Source organism: Flavobacterium columnare NBRC 100251 = ATCC 23463 (assembly GCF_002530675.1).
In the GTDB taxonomy this organism is placed as follows: Bacteria; Bacteroidota; Bacteroidia; order Flavobacteriales; family Flavobacteriaceae; genus Flavobacterium; species Flavobacterium columnare.
This window is the reverse complement of sequence record NZ_PCMX01000035.1, coordinates 25,158-43,074: the sequence shown is the minus strand read 5'-3', so window position 1 is coordinate 43,074 and position 17,917 is coordinate 25,158. Positions and strand designations below refer to the sequence as shown.

The 17,917-nt window shown below is 32.6% G+C and carries 11 protein-coding genes; 2 read left to right on the top strand and 9 right to left on the bottom strand.

Features of this window, described 5'->3' with window-relative positions; translation table 11 throughout:
- A partial coding sequence (locus B0A78_RS15060) for an OmpA family protein (RefSeq protein WP_169859095.1) occupies nucleotides 1–153 on the top strand: 153 nt, incomplete at its 5' end.
- Nucleotides 154–368: 215 nt separating this feature from the next.
- On the opposite strand, the gene B0A78_RS06075 is transcribed toward B0A78_RS15060, so the two are convergent.
- From B0A78_RS06075 to ruvB, 9 genes are all read right to left on the bottom strand, one after another.
- Entirely contained in the window at nucleotides 369–2,459 is a 2,091-nt protein-coding gene (locus B0A78_RS06075; RefSeq protein ID WP_014166151.1) for a hypothetical protein, read from the bottom strand.
- Nucleotides 2,460–2,471: 12 nt separating this feature from the next.
- Nucleotides 2,472–3,215 (bottom strand): deoxyribose-phosphate aldolase, encoded by a 744-nt coding sequence (deoC, locus tag B0A78_RS06070; protein WP_014166150.1) that lies wholly within the window; start codon nucleotides 3,213–3,215, stop codon nucleotides 2,472–2,474.
- A gap of 62 nt (nucleotides 3,216–3,277) precedes the next feature.
- A complete protein-coding gene (locus tag B0A78_RS06065; protein ID WP_014166149.1) occupies nucleotides 3,278–3,640 on the bottom strand; it encodes a VanZ family protein in 363 nt (120 codons plus the stop codon).
- Nucleotides 3,630–4,010, bottom strand: a complete 381-nt coding sequence (gcvH, locus tag B0A78_RS06060) for a glycine cleavage system protein GcvH (RefSeq protein ID WP_014166148.1) — start codon at nucleotides 4,008–4,010, stop codon at nucleotides 3,630–3,632. The genes B0A78_RS06065 and gcvH overlap by 11 nt, the downstream gene beginning before the upstream one ends.
- Before the next feature lie 67 nt (nucleotides 4,011–4,077).
- Nucleotides 4,078–11,262, bottom strand: a complete 7,185-nt coding sequence (gene sov / locus B0A78_RS06055; protein WP_065212962.1) for a T9SS outer membrane translocon Sov/SprA — start codon at nucleotides 11,260–11,262, stop codon at nucleotides 4,078–4,080.
- A gap of 3 nt (nucleotides 11,263–11,265) precedes the next feature.
- On the bottom strand, nucleotides 11,266–11,847 hold the full coding sequence (gene ruvA, locus B0A78_RS06050) for a Holliday junction branch migration protein RuvA (RefSeq protein ID WP_014166146.1): 582 nt from the start codon (nucleotides 11,845–11,847) through the stop codon (nucleotides 11,266–11,268).
- Nucleotides 11,848–11,929: 82 nt separating this feature from the next.
- The gene (locus B0A78_RS06045; RefSeq protein WP_065212961.1) at nucleotides 11,930–14,218 is read right to left on the bottom strand and encodes an NADP-dependent malic enzyme; all 2,289 of its coding nucleotides are present in this window, start codon (nucleotides 14,216–14,218) and stop codon (nucleotides 11,930–11,932) included.
- A 69-nt stretch (nucleotides 14,219–14,287) separates the two neighbouring features.
- The gene (gene queG, locus B0A78_RS06040) at nucleotides 14,288–15,214 is read right to left on the bottom strand and encodes a tRNA epoxyqueuosine(34) reductase QueG (RefSeq protein ID WP_065212960.1); all 927 of its coding nucleotides are present in this window, start codon (nucleotides 15,212–15,214) and stop codon (nucleotides 14,288–14,290) included.
- Nucleotides 15,215–15,238: 24 nt separating this feature from the next.
- On the bottom strand, nucleotides 15,239–16,261 hold the full coding sequence (gene ruvB / locus B0A78_RS06035; protein WP_065212959.1) for a Holliday junction branch migration DNA helicase RuvB: 1,023 nt from the start codon (nucleotides 16,259–16,261) through the stop codon (nucleotides 15,239–15,241).
- An 89-nt stretch (nucleotides 16,262–16,350) separates the two neighbouring features.
- Between ruvB and B0A78_RS06030 the strand changes: the two genes are divergently transcribed.
- The gene (locus tag B0A78_RS06030) at nucleotides 16,351–17,760 is read left to right on the top strand and encodes an APC family permease (RefSeq protein WP_014166142.1); all 1,410 of its coding nucleotides are present in this window, start codon (nucleotides 16,351–16,353) and stop codon (nucleotides 17,758–17,760) included.
- Nucleotides 17,761–17,917: the final 157 nt, after the last annotated feature.

Genomic DNA, 17,917 nt, shown 5'->3' with positions numbered 1-17,917 from the left:
AACGGTATTGCTAAAGATCGTTTAACAGGACGTGGTTATGGCGAATCACAATTAGTAAATGATTGTGGTTGCGAACCAACCAATCAATCTTCTTGCACAGAAGAACAACATCAAGCAAACAGAAGAAGTGAATTTATCATTGTAAAAATGTAATAAAAAAAGAGTGCCCTAAAAAATCGAAATCTTGTCATTTCAATCAAAAGGAGGCTAGAACGAAGAGAAGAGCAAACCACACAGACTAATGCGATTTCTCCTCTCGTCTAAGTGACAAATTAGACCGTTACACTTTTATTTTTAGGGCACCCCTTCTTCTTGTTTGATCCATCTGTTCTTTTAAAAAGTTTATATATTATATGGATAAGTTCTGATTAATAATCAAAATACCAATTAAATATATCGGAACGCAAACCTAAAGAAAACCAAGTTGTGTTTTCATTAAAAACTTGAACCGTATTTAGTGTTGGTTTAAACGATCGGTACACAAAATTAGCAAAGAACTTTAAATTGGTATTTGGATTTAATAAATACCCAGCATTTAGATCCGCAATTATTATTTTAGTTTTATTACCTTGTCCTACAACCACTCCATTATCTGCCGAGCGATCTAAATCGTAATCCTTATATATATTAGAACCATAATTTTTTTTATCTGTTACTAAATCAGGATCAAAACCTCGTAAACCAAAATTAAACTTAGCTTCGGCAAATAATCGCCCTTTTGTATAACGAGCAATGGTTACTATTTCGTTTAGATTTGATCCCCAATTATGTCCCATACTTTGATTATTATGTCCATAATTAGTAATTACTTCACTATGAGAATACACATAAGGACGTACAATATTTAGTTCTGCTTGTAAGTATAATTTTTTTACACCAAAGGCATCATAATATTTCCCTCCCAGTTGGTAGGCTATTTTATTGCGCCAACTGTTTTTTCCTCCAAAAATATCGCTCACAGCAAATTCATCAATGAATAATTGTCCATAAGTATTAAAACGATTGGTCCATTTATATTTGGCTGTTAAACCTATTGCTGCATTACCGCTTTTAGAGGAGGAAGTAAATTCTACCGAACGATAAAAAATAATTGGATTGACAAAATTTAAATCAAAACCTCTATTATTTGTATTAGACCAGACAACTGATTCAAAAAATCCAATATTCAACCGTTTAGAAGCATTCCAACTTAAATAATGATTAGCCATGTATTTAGTAGCATAGGTTTTTTCTGCTGTTACTTCTGGGCGCACATCTTTTAACCACATATAAGTATTGGTATACTTAATTTTCCAAAAACTAGTATTTATTTTAACAAATGGATACGGACTAGCGGCATCGCCTTCTAACAAGGAGCGATACCCCTCTCCAATAAAGTTACGACTGTACCCTAATTGAATATTCAGATGATCAGAAGACGTATAAGATATAATAGCATCTGCTGATGGAAAGTCAAACTGATTTCCTTTAAAATCTTTAGCAATTCCTATACCTGGAATTATGGCTGGATTACCACCTGATGGTTTTTGAGAAATAGCCAAACGATTATAATAGTCTGCAAAAAAGCCCTGGCTTTCAAAAATAGAAGAAGTAAAAGTTAAATTTTCACCCAAAGCTCCTTGTATTTGTATTGCTCTTGTGTTGTTATAAGTGTAACCTGCTTTCTCTGGTGATGTTTTGCCTATACGTAAATCCCATATAGGATTTAAGGTAAACCAATAGTCTTTTCCTTGAATAGCTACTAAATTTTCATTAAAAATTTTACGTCCCCACCAGTTCTTTTTATTGATTAAGATACTTTGATTATTTTTTTCAAAATCATAATAACGAGCAACCTCTTTATAACTTAGCGGCTTGGATGCGGTATGACTATTCGTTCCCACTTGATTCATATAGCTATCAAAATTAGCATAGTAACTATGCGAAAATGGGATGTTTAAATTACTTTTAAACTGTGGATTATTAAACTTTTGATATTCTTTTTCTACGCTGTCAAGTTCTGTTGAATTTTCTTTGTTTATACCAGAAATAATCTTTTTTTCTTCTGTTTTTTCAAATGGTTTACCTTTTAAAAAAGGGTAAACCATTGTAAACGTGAACCTAGAATAAGTAGGCATTCCATTATAGGTAGCAGGAGTTATAATAGGCAAAGAATTAAAAACTCTTTTGGTTTCTGCAATTAATTCAGGATATAAAGCATCAACATAAATTATCTTAAAGTGTCCTTCTGCATCTACTTCAAAGAGTGTAATTACTTTTCCCGAAGAATTATTAGATGCCAATTGTAAAGGCATTTTAAAGTTATTGTATATGAAATCTTCTAGTTGAAAATGAAAACATTTTTCTAATTCTGATTCAGAGCTCTGAGTACATTGAGGAAAAACGGGAACCTTTTCATGTTTAGTGTCTTGAGCTACACTAGAAGTCATTACTAACAAAAGAGCAAATAAAAATCTCATTTGTAAACCTGATTAATAAACACCTGTAGCAGACAAACCTTCAACTATTGTCTTAGCCGCAGAAGTACCTATCCTTTTAACCCCTAATTCAATCATGTCATTTGCTTCTTTTATATTACGAACTCCTCCGGCTGCTTTTACAGGAAGTGGAGAAGAGTTTTCTAACATCAGTTTTATGGTGTGAATTGTTGCTCCATTTGGTTTTCCATCAGTTGTTGGATAAAAGCCAGTAGAGGACTTTACAAAAACTTTAGAACATTCTGATTCACTAAAATTTGCAACAACAGTATTACGAATTAAACTAGAAATTTGAATAATATGATCATCTGTTAAAGCGGCTACTTCAATAATAAATTTCACAACTTTATTATTTGAAAGTCCTAATTGAGTACACTGAATCGTTTCTTCTTTTATTAATTCTATTTCTCCTTTTTTAAAGGCTTCATAGTTTATTACATAATCTAATTCATCCACTCCGTTTTGAATTGCTTCTGTAGCTTCTTTAATTTTTGAGTCTACTGAATCGGTTCCAAAAGGAAAATCAATAACGGTACCAACAAGAAGTTCAGAATTTTGTTCGTCAATCATTTTTCGAGCTGTACTCACATATTCAGGACGAATCATTACTAATTTGAAGCGTTCTTTTATAGCTTCTTGAATAGTTTCAATTACTTTTTTTGTATTTTCTTCATTTGTAAGTCCTGCTTGTTCTGCCTTTTTTAAATAGGTAGAATCTAAATATTCTCTAACGTCCATATTTTTTTATTTTTTGATAAAAATAAAAAATCTTAATTAAGCACGAACTGCTTTTAATCATTTTATTTCTTAAAAAAACGATAGGAAAGAATAGCCGAGCTTATGGCTCCCAAACTATTTGCAATGATATCTTGAATTTCAGCCGAACGATTAATTGTTAAAAAGGCTTGACCTATTTCAACTAAAACACTGATTAATATGGCAATAATTGTTAAAACAATTACTTTTTTAAAATTCAAGCCTTGGCTTGCCACTATATATCTAATCCATAAAAAAACAAAGACAAAGTAGAATACAAAATGCACTACTTTGTCTTCATTTGGAAAAGTATATTTAGGATTTAATGTTGGTACCTTAAAACTTAAAAAAAGAATTAAGAAAGTCCAACATAAAGCCAGCCAAATAGATTTTTTTTTAGGCTCCAATAAGATTTTTATAATCTTCACTTGATAACAATCCTTCTATTTCAGAAGCATCTGAAATTTTCACTTTAATCATCCAAGCAGCTCCATAAGGATCCGAGTTTACTAATTCAGGATTAGATTCTAATTCCTCATTAAATTCAACAATTTCACCAGATAATGGCAAAAATAAATCTGAAACTGTTTTTACTGCTTCTACTGTTCCAAAGACTTCGTCTTTAGTAAGTGTTTGGTCTAAAGTGTCAACCTCTACGTATACAATATCACCAAGCTCTTTTTGAGCAAAATCTGTGATTCCTACTGTGGCAATATCCCCATCAACACTCACCCATTCGTGATCTTTAGTGTACTTTAAATTAGTTGGTATGTTCATTGTTTTTTATTATTTATGATACAAAAGTATAATTATTAAAATAATATCAAAATCATATTTCTAAAAATTAATTTCCTAGTGTATAACGCAAAGTAAAACCTGCTCTAATGTTTGTAATAGGGAATGAAGTAGAAATAACTGCTCTATTAAAATTATAATCAAAATAGAACAATGTGGTTAAGTTAGATGAAAATTTATAATCTCCAGAAAACTTTGCTGTTACAATATTCTGTCCTCCTCCTAGTTGATTGTTATTATAATCTATATTTCTTACTATCGTTTTATTATTTCTAAAAGAAATATCTCCTCGCAGATTAATATCACTCTTAACAACACCTGTATTGTTATCTGCTAATCGTGAACGAACAGTTACATCTTTAATACGATATCCTATACCAAATATATATTCTTGTCCTTTGAGTTCTGTTAACAAATTATTGTCAAAGCTCAAAGAAAGTGTGCGATCTTTTTTTATCTCTCCTATAAATTTTAATGAATTTTTCATTTGAATATCTAATCGTAACAGAGGGCTAAACTGCTCTGTTAAATTTACGTTTCCAATAAGAGTTGAGCTATAATAATTACCTGATACATCAACTCCGTTTGGATTTTTATCGTACTCAAAATTTGAACGATAGGAATTTAAGGTATAGGCTGATTTATAAGCATGTTGTATACTAAAACTTCTAAAACGTTCTTTAAAAAATTTATACCGTATTAATCCTGTATATTTTATATTCCAATTAGGTAAAGGGAAGAATCTATTAAAACTTAAAGGAACATTTGATGAACTTCTAAAATCTGAGGTATATGCTGCTAAGAAAGCAGGCAATAATACTTGCTGACTATTTTTGCTATATCCTTTAGGGAAGCCATCTGAATCCACTTGGGTTGGATCATATAAAGGATCATAAGAAGCACGCTCTTGAGCTAAACGTTGAGCAATTTCTTTCCTCCCCTTTCTGAATGCTTCAAAAGCACTAGAACCATTTTCATCACTGGTTGCAAAAGCCGTACCAATCATTAGTGTACTAATCGAAAAATTACCAGTTTGATAAGGAGATAACGAATTATAGTTCCCATCAGTTACTGTAAATTGTTCGCTATAATTATTAGATATCGTACGATCCGCTACTAAATCTATAGTTAAATCAGTAAATGGTTCTAATTTAGCATTAGCTTGTAATTGTTTGGTATTTACTTTGGTAAAATTCTGATTAAACTTATCATAGTTTGTCAACCATCCATTTTTAGCCGCTTCAAAACGAACTTCATCTTGCATCCCAAAAACAAAACCTAATGAAGGTCTTGAAGAACCTAAAAACCCTATAGATGGCAAATATCCAGGCAATAGAGTACCATTGGTTTCTGAATAGTTTACCTGTATATTTTTAATTGCAGTAGCAACACCTATTAGACCGTCTAAAAACACATTTTGTTTTACTATTTTTTCTTTTGGTTTTGCAACAATTTTTTCTCCAGGCTTAGGAACTGTTACGGGAGTAACAGGCTTAACAGGTTTTTTACTTCTTTCTGAAAACTTAACTAATCCAATATACTTATAAAAATTAGTCATTGAAAAACTAGTATTCAATTTATGCGTATTAGCATTTTGTATCGTATTTCCTAAATCATAAACTAAATTAGGGTTAGCCAATTTGTCTGGATAAAAATTCCTCATAGCATCAGAACCTCTGTTCCAAGAATAATTTCCTGTATAGGTGTAATCTGATTTTATAAAAGAGAGCACGGGTATTTTTTCTATAGGCAAGGTATAGTTGGCCGTAATTTGTTGATTGTGTTGATTGGGTTCTCCTACATTCCAAAAATCATCCCAAACTGTATATTCTGGTTTTTGAGAATCGTCATTTTGATTAATTAAATTAGTCCTCACAATATTACCTGTAGTGGCCGTATAGTTCACTTTAAACGAACGTGTGAAATTAAAATTAAAACCATAATTATAGTTAAATAGGTAATTCCTACGATACAATGGTTCAACTCCTGCTACTATACTTTGATCTACTTGACGAAATTGTTGTCTATTGAATTGGCGAAGGATGGATGAACTAAAATTAATATTAGAGGGTAATAAATTAAAATTCAAATCACTCAACAGTTTCCAATAGGCACTTTTTTTCATGAAAGAAGTTTGTTTGAAAGGTTCAATAGTTTTCGTTTTAAACGCATAGGCATAATCAGCTGTTGTACGCACCTGTTGATCTAAAACATTTTGAACTTCAAAATCACGATGTTTCATCTCATTGTATGAATAAGAAAGTGTAAGGTTTTCAACATCATAAACATGAGGTTTTTGCTCTGGTGATCGTTCTTTTTTAACTCCAATAAAATTGATACTCCTTCTTTTGGTAAAATTTTCAGATCTTTTTCTTATAGCGTCTTTTTCTTCCTCAGTTTGAGCGACTGCTAATACATCTTTTAATTTTAAATCTTGATAAAGAGGATCGTATTCTGGTGTAATTGTTTGTTCTCCTATGGCGTAATTAAAAGGTAAATTAACGCCCCACTTTTTAGGTAATAATTTTCCTAAACTAACATTTGTTACTAGGTCATACTGCCACATATCTTCACGACTTCTTTCATTGGGTTTTTGTTCAATAGAACCAAAACCAATAGTCCCCATACGTCCCGTTGCAGAAAGTGTTAAAAAATCAGCCATATTCGTATCTAAGCTTGCAACTGCTGCCATACCTCCCGATTCATTCATTTCAGCCAAACGCAATTCATTAAACCAAACCTCTCCTCTGACTTTTGAAGTTGTTTCTCCTCCTTTGGGATTTTTAAGTCCTACCATTAGGGTACGTACATAACCAATGTTTGGATTTCCTTTTACTCTAATTTTCATACCGGCAGTTGCTCCATTATCATATACTGTAGCATCTCTGACATAGGATTTGTCGTCAGCATCTATAAACTGAGGATCTGCTTTAAAACTTTCTAGTTTTAATTTTCCTAATGCAGAAAGTGCTAAGTTAATTTCATTTTCAACGGGCCAAACATTTTCTGCTATTGCTTGTCCAAAAGGAGTTACTTTTAATGGAACTTCAATTTCATAAAAATTATTAGTAAAGTCATTTCCAAAACGTATAAAAGCACTTAATTCTTTATCTTTCAAATCATCTGATTTAAGTAAAGATTCAGAGTGCAAAAACATTTTCAAACGATTGTATTGACGCATATCAACACTTACATTTTTAAATACTGCTTTTGCTTGACCATCTGCTAACCCTTTTGTTTCATCGTTTGCTGAACCTACACGCAAAAGCAATGATTGTTCATTTTGATTAACGACCGTATTATTATTATTAATTTGTTCTCTTTTTACATTAGGTGGCAAAACATAAGGAATAGGGCTTCGTTGTCCATTTTCTTCTATGTTGATACTTTGTACTTCAAAATTAGTATTTGGATCTACAATACTTGTTAGTTGCCCACCATAGCGCCTCCACTCTCCTCTAACAAGATCTAAGGCTCCAAAACGCAAAGTAATTTGATCGCTAAATCCGTTGACTAACATACGCATAAAACGAATGGAACGAGTATCTGAAATACCTCCCATTGGTATTCCTTCTGATATTGGAATTTTGTATTGTATCCAACGTACACTAGTCTTTTGTCCTGCTCCTAGATCACGGTCATTATCTATACGTTCACTTACTACGTATTTATCACCTGCTTTTACATTTGGTTTTATGTCTATTTCAAATTTATAATATCCTTCGACTGTATTCATGGTGTTGTCTCTATTGATATCTTCAACATCTGGAATGGTAGAATTACCTCTATTACTATCCGTAACATCTACGGGAGAGTTTTTTTCTGTTCCATTATATTTTTTATATCTATCAACAATTTTCCCTGAAGTATTTAAATAATATTGATAATTATCCATTGCTGGGTCATCTTGATTAGCAAATTCAGGAAATTTTATACGTTCTTCGTCATCACTTAAACCATTAAGACCAACATCTTGTAAAGATCTATTGTTATTATTTGAATCAAACGTATAAATAAGTGACTGGTTTGCAGGAGCTTTACCCCACTGAGAAAGTAATGTTTTTTGATCAGAGCCTAATCCTGGCAATCCATTTTCATACATTTTTTTACCATCTTTTAGAACATCTTCTGACACTTCTCCCAAATGAATTGTAATTTTTCCAGTATTAGCAGTAGATACTCCGTTTAAGTTTTTATAATACGGATCTAATAACCAGAACTGAATATACTCAACATTAGCCTGTTCAAAATTAGTGGTAGTAATAGGGCGCATAATACCTGCAAAAGATTTTGTAGGATCTGGCATTTGGTTATTTAATGCCGCTGGGTTAAAGTTATAAGGTCCTCTTTCTTTAGGATAATAAGTTAAATCTAGCGTATTTACTACTCTTGAGTCTCCTATAGCAATACTGGTTTGCGGATACAACTCATCTATATAAACCCGTCTGGTATCATAGGTAGATATATCGTCATCGGTAATTCCTGATGGTCTTTGACTTGTATAGAATATAGGATCAATAGTATACCAAGATAATTTAGCTCTATTAAAACCATAACTCAAATTACTAGAACTTAATTTATCCTGAAATTCATCTGGAACACTGGCTAAACTCCATGACTGAGGTGAACGCATATCAATAGATGATTGCGATCCTTCAAAATCATCTATATATACTGTAGACTCACCATTTAATCGGTCAATTTTAGAAGTTCCTGGCATAAGGTATGCAAACTCCCCTCTAAAGGAAAGATTTGAAGGTGCATCCGTATCAATATTAGGCAATTTATTAACTAATCTTGTAAAAAAAGGCACTTCTGTTGAAAAGTTACCATTTAGACCAAACATTGTATTATTTACAGATTCTTGTCCGTAATTCGTCTTTTGTGTAAAAGGACGTTCAGACATATTTATTAAAGTTCCGTTAATTTGAAATTTATCAGAAATTTTATGTTCGATATTAAATCCCATATAGCGTCTAGTTTGCTGACCAAACATAGAATTATTTTCAACAGAAACTTGAATAGGGGTTCCTGATGCTTGTAACGAGGGATCTAAAATTTGTACGCGTCCTGCTTGATAATTAACGGTATAATCTACTCCTTCTTGTAAAACTCTTCCTCCTGCAGTTACTACAACAGATCCTCTTGGTACGTTCACAGCCCCTAACGAAATACCATCGCCTCCCGTAGATTTAAATTTACCTTTTAATTGAAATTTATTCTTTTCACTATTTTGCAAAGCTGCTGCTTGAGTCTTTCTATATAAGCTAGTGTAAACGTATTTTTTTTGATTTAAGTTATACGAACTTTCATCATTATATTTTTCAGTACCATTATTAGAAGTAAGTTTTTCAAATAAAGATTTCCCGAAAGGTTCTACTTTAGTAAATATAATACGGGCATTTTGAGTATCTATCGTTAGACCTGGTAAAAAATCAAAAAAACCATCACCTCTACTAGGGTCATTATAAAAGTCTAATTTATCTAGATCGAACACCTTAAGTAAAGGCACATTAGATATATCTCCTCTCAAAGGTAGGGGAGCTTCTAAGGTTATATAATTTATAGGTGAAGGATCCGTATATAATATATTGAATTTAAAGTCTGTTTTTTCTAATTGATACGCTCCAGGAATTTGATAAATGTTTTTCATCATTAAATTCCAAATAGGTTTATCTACATTATTTAAATTAGGTTTTAATAATTTTAGAATCAGAGCTTTTGTAACAGGTATATCATTTATATCTGTTGTAGAAGAAGTAACGCCATCATTCCCGAACTCTCCAACTTGATACACTTTATCTCCTTCTGTATACTGGTAAGCAACAGCTAATACTTCATCATTTGTCAAACGCTGATTTAATGAGATATATCCGAGTTGTGGATGGTATGTATATTCATTAGGATTTAGTTTACGTGCGTTTTCTAATTTAGAATAATCAACCCCTTCTCTGGTATTTAGTCCATTGAAACCTGTTGATACGTTTGAAACATCTCGTATAGCCTCATTCAACAAACTTCCTACATCTCCTATTTTTTTAGGATTAAAGGCATTATTTGCATTATCTACAGGTGTATCGGCTGAAACTTTAAAAAAATTAGCTGGAATTGGATTTAAACCTACTATTTCATTTTCTAGTAGTTTGGTACTTCCAGCTTCACCCAAATCCGATAGCGCAACTATATTGCGCAAATTATTACCTTCTACTCCTGCATTAATTCTATTTTGTCTATTAGTAATCCAAACCTCTAAACGGGTAATTTGTGTTCTTGAATTAATTACAGGATAGGTTTCCAATGCTCGGTCGTAATTATTTCTAAAAAACTGTGATAAAAAAAAGTGGCGATCAGCATCATAGTCTAAAGCAAACATATCAAAATCTTGAATCAATCCTCCTCCTTGAGCCGTTACCGTTCGCGTTTGTGATTTTTGTTCAGAAAACACACCTGTAAAAGTCGTTCTTCCAAATTTTAATTCCGTCTTAAAACCAAATAAACTTTGAGCACCTCTAATCAAACTATTGCTCAAAGGCATACTAACATTTCCTACTTCTATTTTTTGAAGAATATCATCTTCTGTAGGAGTATATTCTAATTTTATTAAATTTTGAAAAGCAAAAGTAGATTCTGTATCATAATTAACATTTACTCGAAGACGTGTTCCCACTTGCCCCATCAAACTCATGCTAATACGCTGATCAAAATCAAAATTAAAATTACTTCTATTTCGAGGAGAGAAGGCTGGATTATCTTGTTTAGAATAACGCATCCCTAAATCAATCTCCACGCTTCCTGTAGGTTTTATATCTATTGTATTACTTCCAAAAATAGACTCAAAAAGTCCTGAACGGATATAATATCGAGGTAATAAATCTCTTTTCTTTTCTTCAGAATTTTTCTTTTGTCCTGCTACGGCATCTCCTTTTTCTTTAAAATACTTACGTATAGCCTCTTTTTTTATTAATTTTTGATATTCATCAGGAGTCAATACAATTGGATAATCTATTGTAAATCCTTCAAAAGATTTGGTATAAATATACTGATCCATTACAGGATCGTATGTATAAGCTTCTAAAATACTTTGGGGATCAGGCAAATCCATTTTTCCTTTTTGATATCCTTTTAAAGTATCTTTTACTTCCTGAGAATGGGCAGTATTTAAAACAAAGAAAAACAGTATATAAAAACTGTTTTTAAATAATAGATTGAATGGGAATGAAAAATTATTTTTCAATGTTTATAAATTTTTTAAAGCTTGTTTTATAATATTTTCCACAGTAGCTTCTGGTGTAGCTGTAATAATTTTTTCAACTACTTTCTCAGCAGATTTTCTAACAAAACCAAGCACTTCTAAAGCAGATAACGCTTCATCTTTATTTGTATTGTTTGGAATCAATGAAACTTCATCTATTTCATAGATTTTTAACACTTTATCTTTCAATTCGATTATTGCCCTTTGAGCGGTTTTAATACCTATTCCTTTTATAGATTGGATAGTCGCTACATTTTCAGAGGCCAAAGCATTAATAATTTGTTTGGGTTCTAATGAAGAAAGCATAGTTCGTGCTGTATTAGCTCCAATACCTGACACTGAAATGAGTAACTTAAAAATTTCCCTTTCAGATTTCTCCATAAATCCATACAAAGAATGACTATCTTCTTTTACTTGTAAATAGGTATATAATTTAACGAAATCGTTCGATGGTAACAAACCAAATGTATGTAAAGATATATGAACTAAGTACCCTACCCCGTTGCAGTCAATTACAACGTCGGTAGGGTTTTTTTCAACTAATTTTCCTTGTATGTGTGCAATCATGCTCCTTTTATTATTCTTTCAAATATACTAATTTTATTGAGTGAAAGTATTCCTCCTTAAGTGTATCAAGAAATCCAAAGGGTTATTTTTGAGTTCTATGCCTTTTTTCTTTTTCTTGAGCATCTATAACAGCTATGGTTGCCATATTTACCATTTCTTCAACACTAGCTCCTAATTGAAAAATATGCACTGGTTTATCTAAGCCTAACATGATAGGTCCAATTGAATCCACCTTGTATAATTCTTTCAACATCTTGTAGGTAATATTAGCTGATTCTAGATTAGGAAACACAAGGGTATTTACTTTTTGTCCTGCTAATTTAGAAAAAGGGAACTTGCTCTTTAACATTTCAGGATTTAATGCAAAGTCTGTTTGAATCTCACCATCTACAATTAAATCAGGGTGGTGGGTATGTAAATAGGCTACTGCTTCACGTACTTTAGAGGCACTTTCGTCTTTTGAAGACCCAAAATTAGAGAATGACACCATAGCCATTACAGGTTCCATTCCGAATAATTTGATTGTTCGAGCTGTCATGAGTGCTATTTTGGCCAAGTCCTCAGCGGTTGGATTGGGATTAATTGCTGTATCTGCTAAAAACATAGGGCCTCTAGCGGTCATCATTAAGTTAGTGGTAGCAATTCTGCTTACCCCTGCTCCTTTCCCTATTAGCTCCATTATGGGTTTTACGACAGAAGGGTAACTTCTTGAGTAGCCTGTAACCAACGCGTCTGCTTCTCCTTCGTTAATCATCATAGCGGCGAAATAGTTGCGTTCACGCATCCATTTTTGAGCATCCAAAAGTGTAATTCCTCTTCTACGACGGGTTTCCCAATATTTTTGAGCAAATCTATTTTTTCGTTCTTCTTCTTCTTTTGTTTTTGGGTCTATAATTTCAACCTCCGCGTCAAAACCTAATTCTTCTTTTAATTCTAGGATAATTTCTTTGTTTCCTAACAAAATAGGCATACCAATTCCTTCTTCAAATACGATTTGTGCGGCCTTTAACACATCTAGATGGTCTGCCTCCGCAAAAACTACTTTTTTAGGGTTTGTTTTAGCACGGTTAGCCAACATACGTACCATTTTATTATCAGATCCTAATCTGTCTAATAATTCATTACGGTATTTTTCCCAATCCGTTATGGGTTGTTGAGCTACTCCACTTTCTATTGCTGCTTTTGCTACAGCTGGAGCTACTTCTGCTATTAATCGCGGATCAAATGGTTTTGGAATAATATAGTCACGACCAAATACTAATTTCGTTTCTCCATAAGCAATATTTACTTGTTCAGGAACAGGTTGTTTAGCTAAACATGCCAGTGCTTTTACGGCTGCCATTTTCATAGCTTCATTTATTTTGGTTGCTCTAACATCAAGTGCTCCTCGGAAAATATAGGGGAATCCTAGAACGTTATTTACCTGATTGGGATAATCCGAACGTCCTGTTGCCATAATAATATCTTCACGTGTACTGATAGCTAGATTATAATCTATTTCAGGCACTGGATTAGCCATTGCAAAAACGATTGGATTTTCAGCCATGGTTAATAACATTTCGGGTTTTAACACATTTCCCGCTGACAGTCCTAAAAACATATCTGCACCTACAATAATTTCTCCTAATGTTTGAGCAGGGATATCTTTAGCATATTTTCTTTGAAGATCAGAAATATCTTCTCTGCTTGACACTAACAAACCATTTACATCAAACATAAAGATATTTTCAATCTTTACTCCTAATGCCACATATAAATTAGCACAAGCCAATGCTGCTGAGCCAGCTCCAGACACTACTACCTTAATTTTATCAATATCTTTTTCTGCTAATTCTAAAGCATTTAATAAGGCGGCTGATGAAATGATGGCGGTTCCGTGTTGATCATCGTGCATTACTGGAATATTGAGTTCCTCTACTAAACGTCTTTCTATTTCAAACGATTCAGGGGCTTTTATATCTTCTAAATTAATCCCTCCAAATGTGGGTGCTATGGCCTTTACTGTATCTACAAACTTATCAATATCAGTAGCATCTACTTCAATATCAAAAACATCTATATCAGAAAATATTTTAAACAACAAGGCTTTTCCTTCCATAACTGGTTTGGATGCTTCTGGCCCTATATTGCCAAGTCCTAAAACAGCTGTACCATTGGAAATTACGGCTACTAGATTGCCTTTTGCTGTATATTTATATACTTTATCTATATCTTTAGAAATTTCAATACAAGGTTCCGCTACACCTGGGGAGTACGCTAAAGACAAATCGCGTTGGGTAGCATATTTTTTAGTAGGAACAACTTTAATTTTACCAGGCTGTGGTTTTGCATGATACAATAGAGCTTCTCTTCTTTTTTTATCGTCTGACATATTCTTTTGTCTTTTAATGAACTGGCAAAGATAAGTGTTGAAGCAAAAGAATGAAATTTTTTAAGGAAATTAATCCTCTAAAAATAGAATATTTCTTTTTAAACCTTCTAATTTAGTTCGTTTAACAGCTGAATTTTTAAAGATTTTTTTAAACACATCTTCTGTAATTTCTTTCCAATCTTCTTTTGTAAATTTTATTAGATCAGGATGAGGGTTAAAAGAATCTATCATGTTGGGTTTTGCAAAACGATTCCACGGGCACACGTCTTGGCACACATCACAACCAAACATCCAATCGTTAAATTTACCTTTCATTTCTTGTGGTATTTGATCTTTTAATTCAATTGTAAAATAGGAAATACATTTGCTACCATCTACTACATAAGGTTGTATTATAGCTTGTGTAGGACAAGCATCTATACAAGCTGTACACTTCCCACAATGATCTGTTGTAGGCAAATCGTATTCTAAATCTAAATCTAGAATAATCTCGGCAATAAAATAAAAAGAACCTACTTGTTTTGTAATTAAGTTACTATTTTTTCCTATCCATCCCAAACCACTTTTAGCAGCCCACGCTTTGTCTAAAACAGGAGCTGAATCTACAAAGACACGTCCATCTACCTCTCCTATTTCTGTTCGAATAAAGTGAAGTAAATCTTTTAATTTATCTTTTATTATAAAATGATAATCTTGACCATAAGCATACTTAGAGATTTTATATGAATCTTGAGTTTGAGTTTGAGATGGATAATAATTGAGTATTAAAGAAATGACACTTTTTGCTCCTTCTACTAATAATCTAGGATCTAATCGTTTATCAAAATGATTGTTCATATATCCCATTTGACCATTCATTCCTTTTTTTAACCAATTTTCTAAACGAGGTGCTTCTGTTTCTAGAAAGTCAGCTTTAGAAATACCACAAGAAAGAAAACCGAGTCGTAAAGACTCGGATTTTATTAATTGGGTATATTTTTCTTTATTAGTAATCAAATCAATATTTTTAAAGAAATTATTTTAAAACAACTCTCCGTGAGATCCTGCACGAGTACGACCAAGATGTTTGTAAGCCTTTTCCGTTACTTCACGTCCTCTAGGTGTTCTAACTATAAATCCTTCTTGAATTAGAAAAGGCTCGTATACTTCTTCTATTGTTTCACCACTATCTGATACAGCAGTTGCTAGTGTGCTTATTCCTACTGGTCCTCCTTTAAACTTATCAATAATAGTGGTTAAAATTTTATTATCCATTTCATCTAACCCATGTGCATCTACATTTAAAGCTTGCAGAGCATATTTAGCTATTTCTATATCTATGGTACCATTTCCTTTAATTTGAGCAAAATCGCGAACCCTTCTTAATAAAGCATTTGCAATACGAGGTGTTCCTCTACTACGTCCAGCTACTTCAATAGCTGCTTCCATAGAAATAGGAGTTCCCAGAATGGAAGCACTACGTTGGACTATAGTAGTTAACAATTCTCTATTATAATATTGCAATCTTGATTGAATACCAAAACGAGCTCGCATAGGAGACGTTAGTAGCCCAGAACGAGTGGTAGCTCCCACTAAAGTAAAAGGATTTAAACCTATTTGTACAGATCGTGCATTAGGACCACTTTCAATCATAATATCTATTTTATAATCTTCCATAGCAGAATACAAATATTCTTCTACCACAGGACTTAGACGATGTATTTCATCAATAAACAAGATATCACGTTCTTCTAAATTGGTCAACAAACCTGCCAAATCGCCTGGTTTATCTAAAACAGGTCCAGACGTAATCTTAATTCCAACACCTAGTTCACTTGCTAATATATTAGCCAAAGTTGTTTTTCCTAAACCAGGTGGCCCATGAAAAAGAGTATGATCTAGCGCATCTCCTCTTAGATTTGCTGCTTTAACAAATATCTTTAAATTTTCTAACACCTGATCCTGCCCCGTAAAATCATCAAAACTTAACGGGCGCAAGGCACGTTCGACATCCATCTCTTGCGATGTAAAACGTTCTTTATTAGGATTCAAATTTTCATTCATCTTGCAAAGATAAAAGTTTGTTTCATGAATTATACACTAGCTTCTCAATAAATAAAAAAACATATATTAGCAAATCAAACCAAAAACTTATGGAAAAACAAACACAACAATTTAAAAAAGAATTAGGACTACTGGACGGAACACTATTAGTGGTAGGTTCTATGATTGGTTCGGGGATATTTATAGTAAGTGCCGATATTACTCGTAATATTGGCAGTGCTGGATGGTTAATAGCTATCTGGATTATTTCAGCTCTTATAACTATGACAGCTGCGGTAAGTTATGGTGAACTTAGTGCTATGTTCCCACAAGCAGGAGGGCAATATGTTTATTTAAAGGAAGCTTATAATAAATTAATTGCTTTTTTGTATGGATGGAGTTTTTTTTCGGTTATACAAACAGGAACTATAGCAGCTGTAGGTGTTGCTTTTTCTAAATTTACAGCTTATCTTATACCTACCTTTAGCGAAAATAATTTTATTATAGATCATCCTAGTTTCAAACTAAGTACTGCTCAAATTGTTTCTATCATTACCATTATTATCCTTACTTATATTAATAGCAAAGGCGTTAAAAATGGAAAAATAATTCAAAAAATATTTACTATTACAAAAATTGCATCGTTGTTTGGGCTCATCGTATTTGGATTCATATTGGCCGCTAAAAGTGAAATCTGGGATGCCAATTGGAATACTACTTGGACAGCTCAATCCTTTAATAAAGAAACTAACACTTGGACAATTGTGAGCGGGTATACTTTATTATCTGCTATTGCGGCTTCTATGGTAGGTTCTTTATTTTCAAGTGATGCCTGGAATGGTGTAACTTTTATTTCTGGTGAAATAAAAAATCCTGAACGAAATGTGGGATTAAGCCTCTTCTTAGGAACTTTAATTGTAAGTGTAATTTACATATTAGCTAATGTGATGTATTTAGCCGTTATGCCATTAAACGCCATTGCTTTTGCTCCTTCAGACCGAGTAGCTGTGGTTGCATCGGAGCATATTTTTGGTACAACAGGAACTTTTATTATTGCAATTATGATCATGATTTCTACTTTTGGCTGTAATAACGGGCTAATCATGGCGGGATCACGGGTGTACTATACCATGGCAAAAGATGGTTTATTTTTTAAAAAAGCAGCTGAATTAAATAACGCAGCTGTTCCTGGTTGGGGATTATGGATTCAGTGTATTTGGGCATCTCTCTTATGCTTAACAGGTAAATACGGTGCTTTATTAGATTTCGTAATGATCATAGTTATCATTTTTTACGTTTTAACAATTCTAGGAATTTTCATCTTAAGAAAGAAAAAACCTGAATTAAAAAGACCTTATAAAGCTTTTGGTTATCCTATTTTACCTGCACTTTATATTATTGTTTCTTTGGCTATTTGCACCATGCTTTTAATAGATAGAACAAGTACTTGTGGATGGGGTGTACTAATTATGTTAATAGGAATTCCTATTTATTATATAACGAAAGGAAAAGAGAAATAAGAGATTATATGATTAGCTATAAAACAAACAAAAGATCTTTAGAAGAAATTAAACTATAAACAAGGGGTTCTATTTTCGAACTATATATCTTTAGAAGATTTTTTTATTATGCTGTTTTTTCAAGAAAAGAAGTAGTGCTATACAACAAAAAAACCTC

Excerpts from the sequence above, each read along its gene's own strand:
- gcvH (WP_014166148.1), bottom strand. The coding sequence starts at position 4,010 with ATGAACATACCAACTAATTTAAAGTACACTAAAGATCACGAATGGGTG.
- deoC (WP_014166150.1), bottom strand. The coding sequence starts at position 3,215 with ATGGACGTTAGAGAATATTTAGATTCTACCTATTTAAAAAAGGCAGAA.
- B0A78_RS06075 (WP_014166151.1), bottom strand. The coding sequence starts at position 2,459 with ATGAGATTTTTATTTGCTCTTTTGTTAGTAATGACTTCTAGTGTAGCT.
- ruvB (WP_065212959.1), bottom strand. The coding sequence starts at position 16,261 with ATGAATGAAAATTTGAATCCTAATAAAGAACGTTTTACATCGCAAGAG.
- ruvA (WP_014166146.1), bottom strand. The coding sequence starts at position 11,847 with ATGATTGCACACATACAAGGAAAATTAGTTGAAAAAAACCCTACCGAC.
- B0A78_RS06045 (WP_065212961.1), bottom strand. The coding sequence starts at position 14,218 with ATGTCAGACGATAAAAAAAGAAGAGAAGCTCTATTGTATCATGCAAAA.
- B0A78_RS06030 (WP_014166142.1), top strand. The coding sequence starts at position 16,351 with ATGGAAAAACAAACACAACAATTTAAAAAAGAATTAGGACTACTGGAC.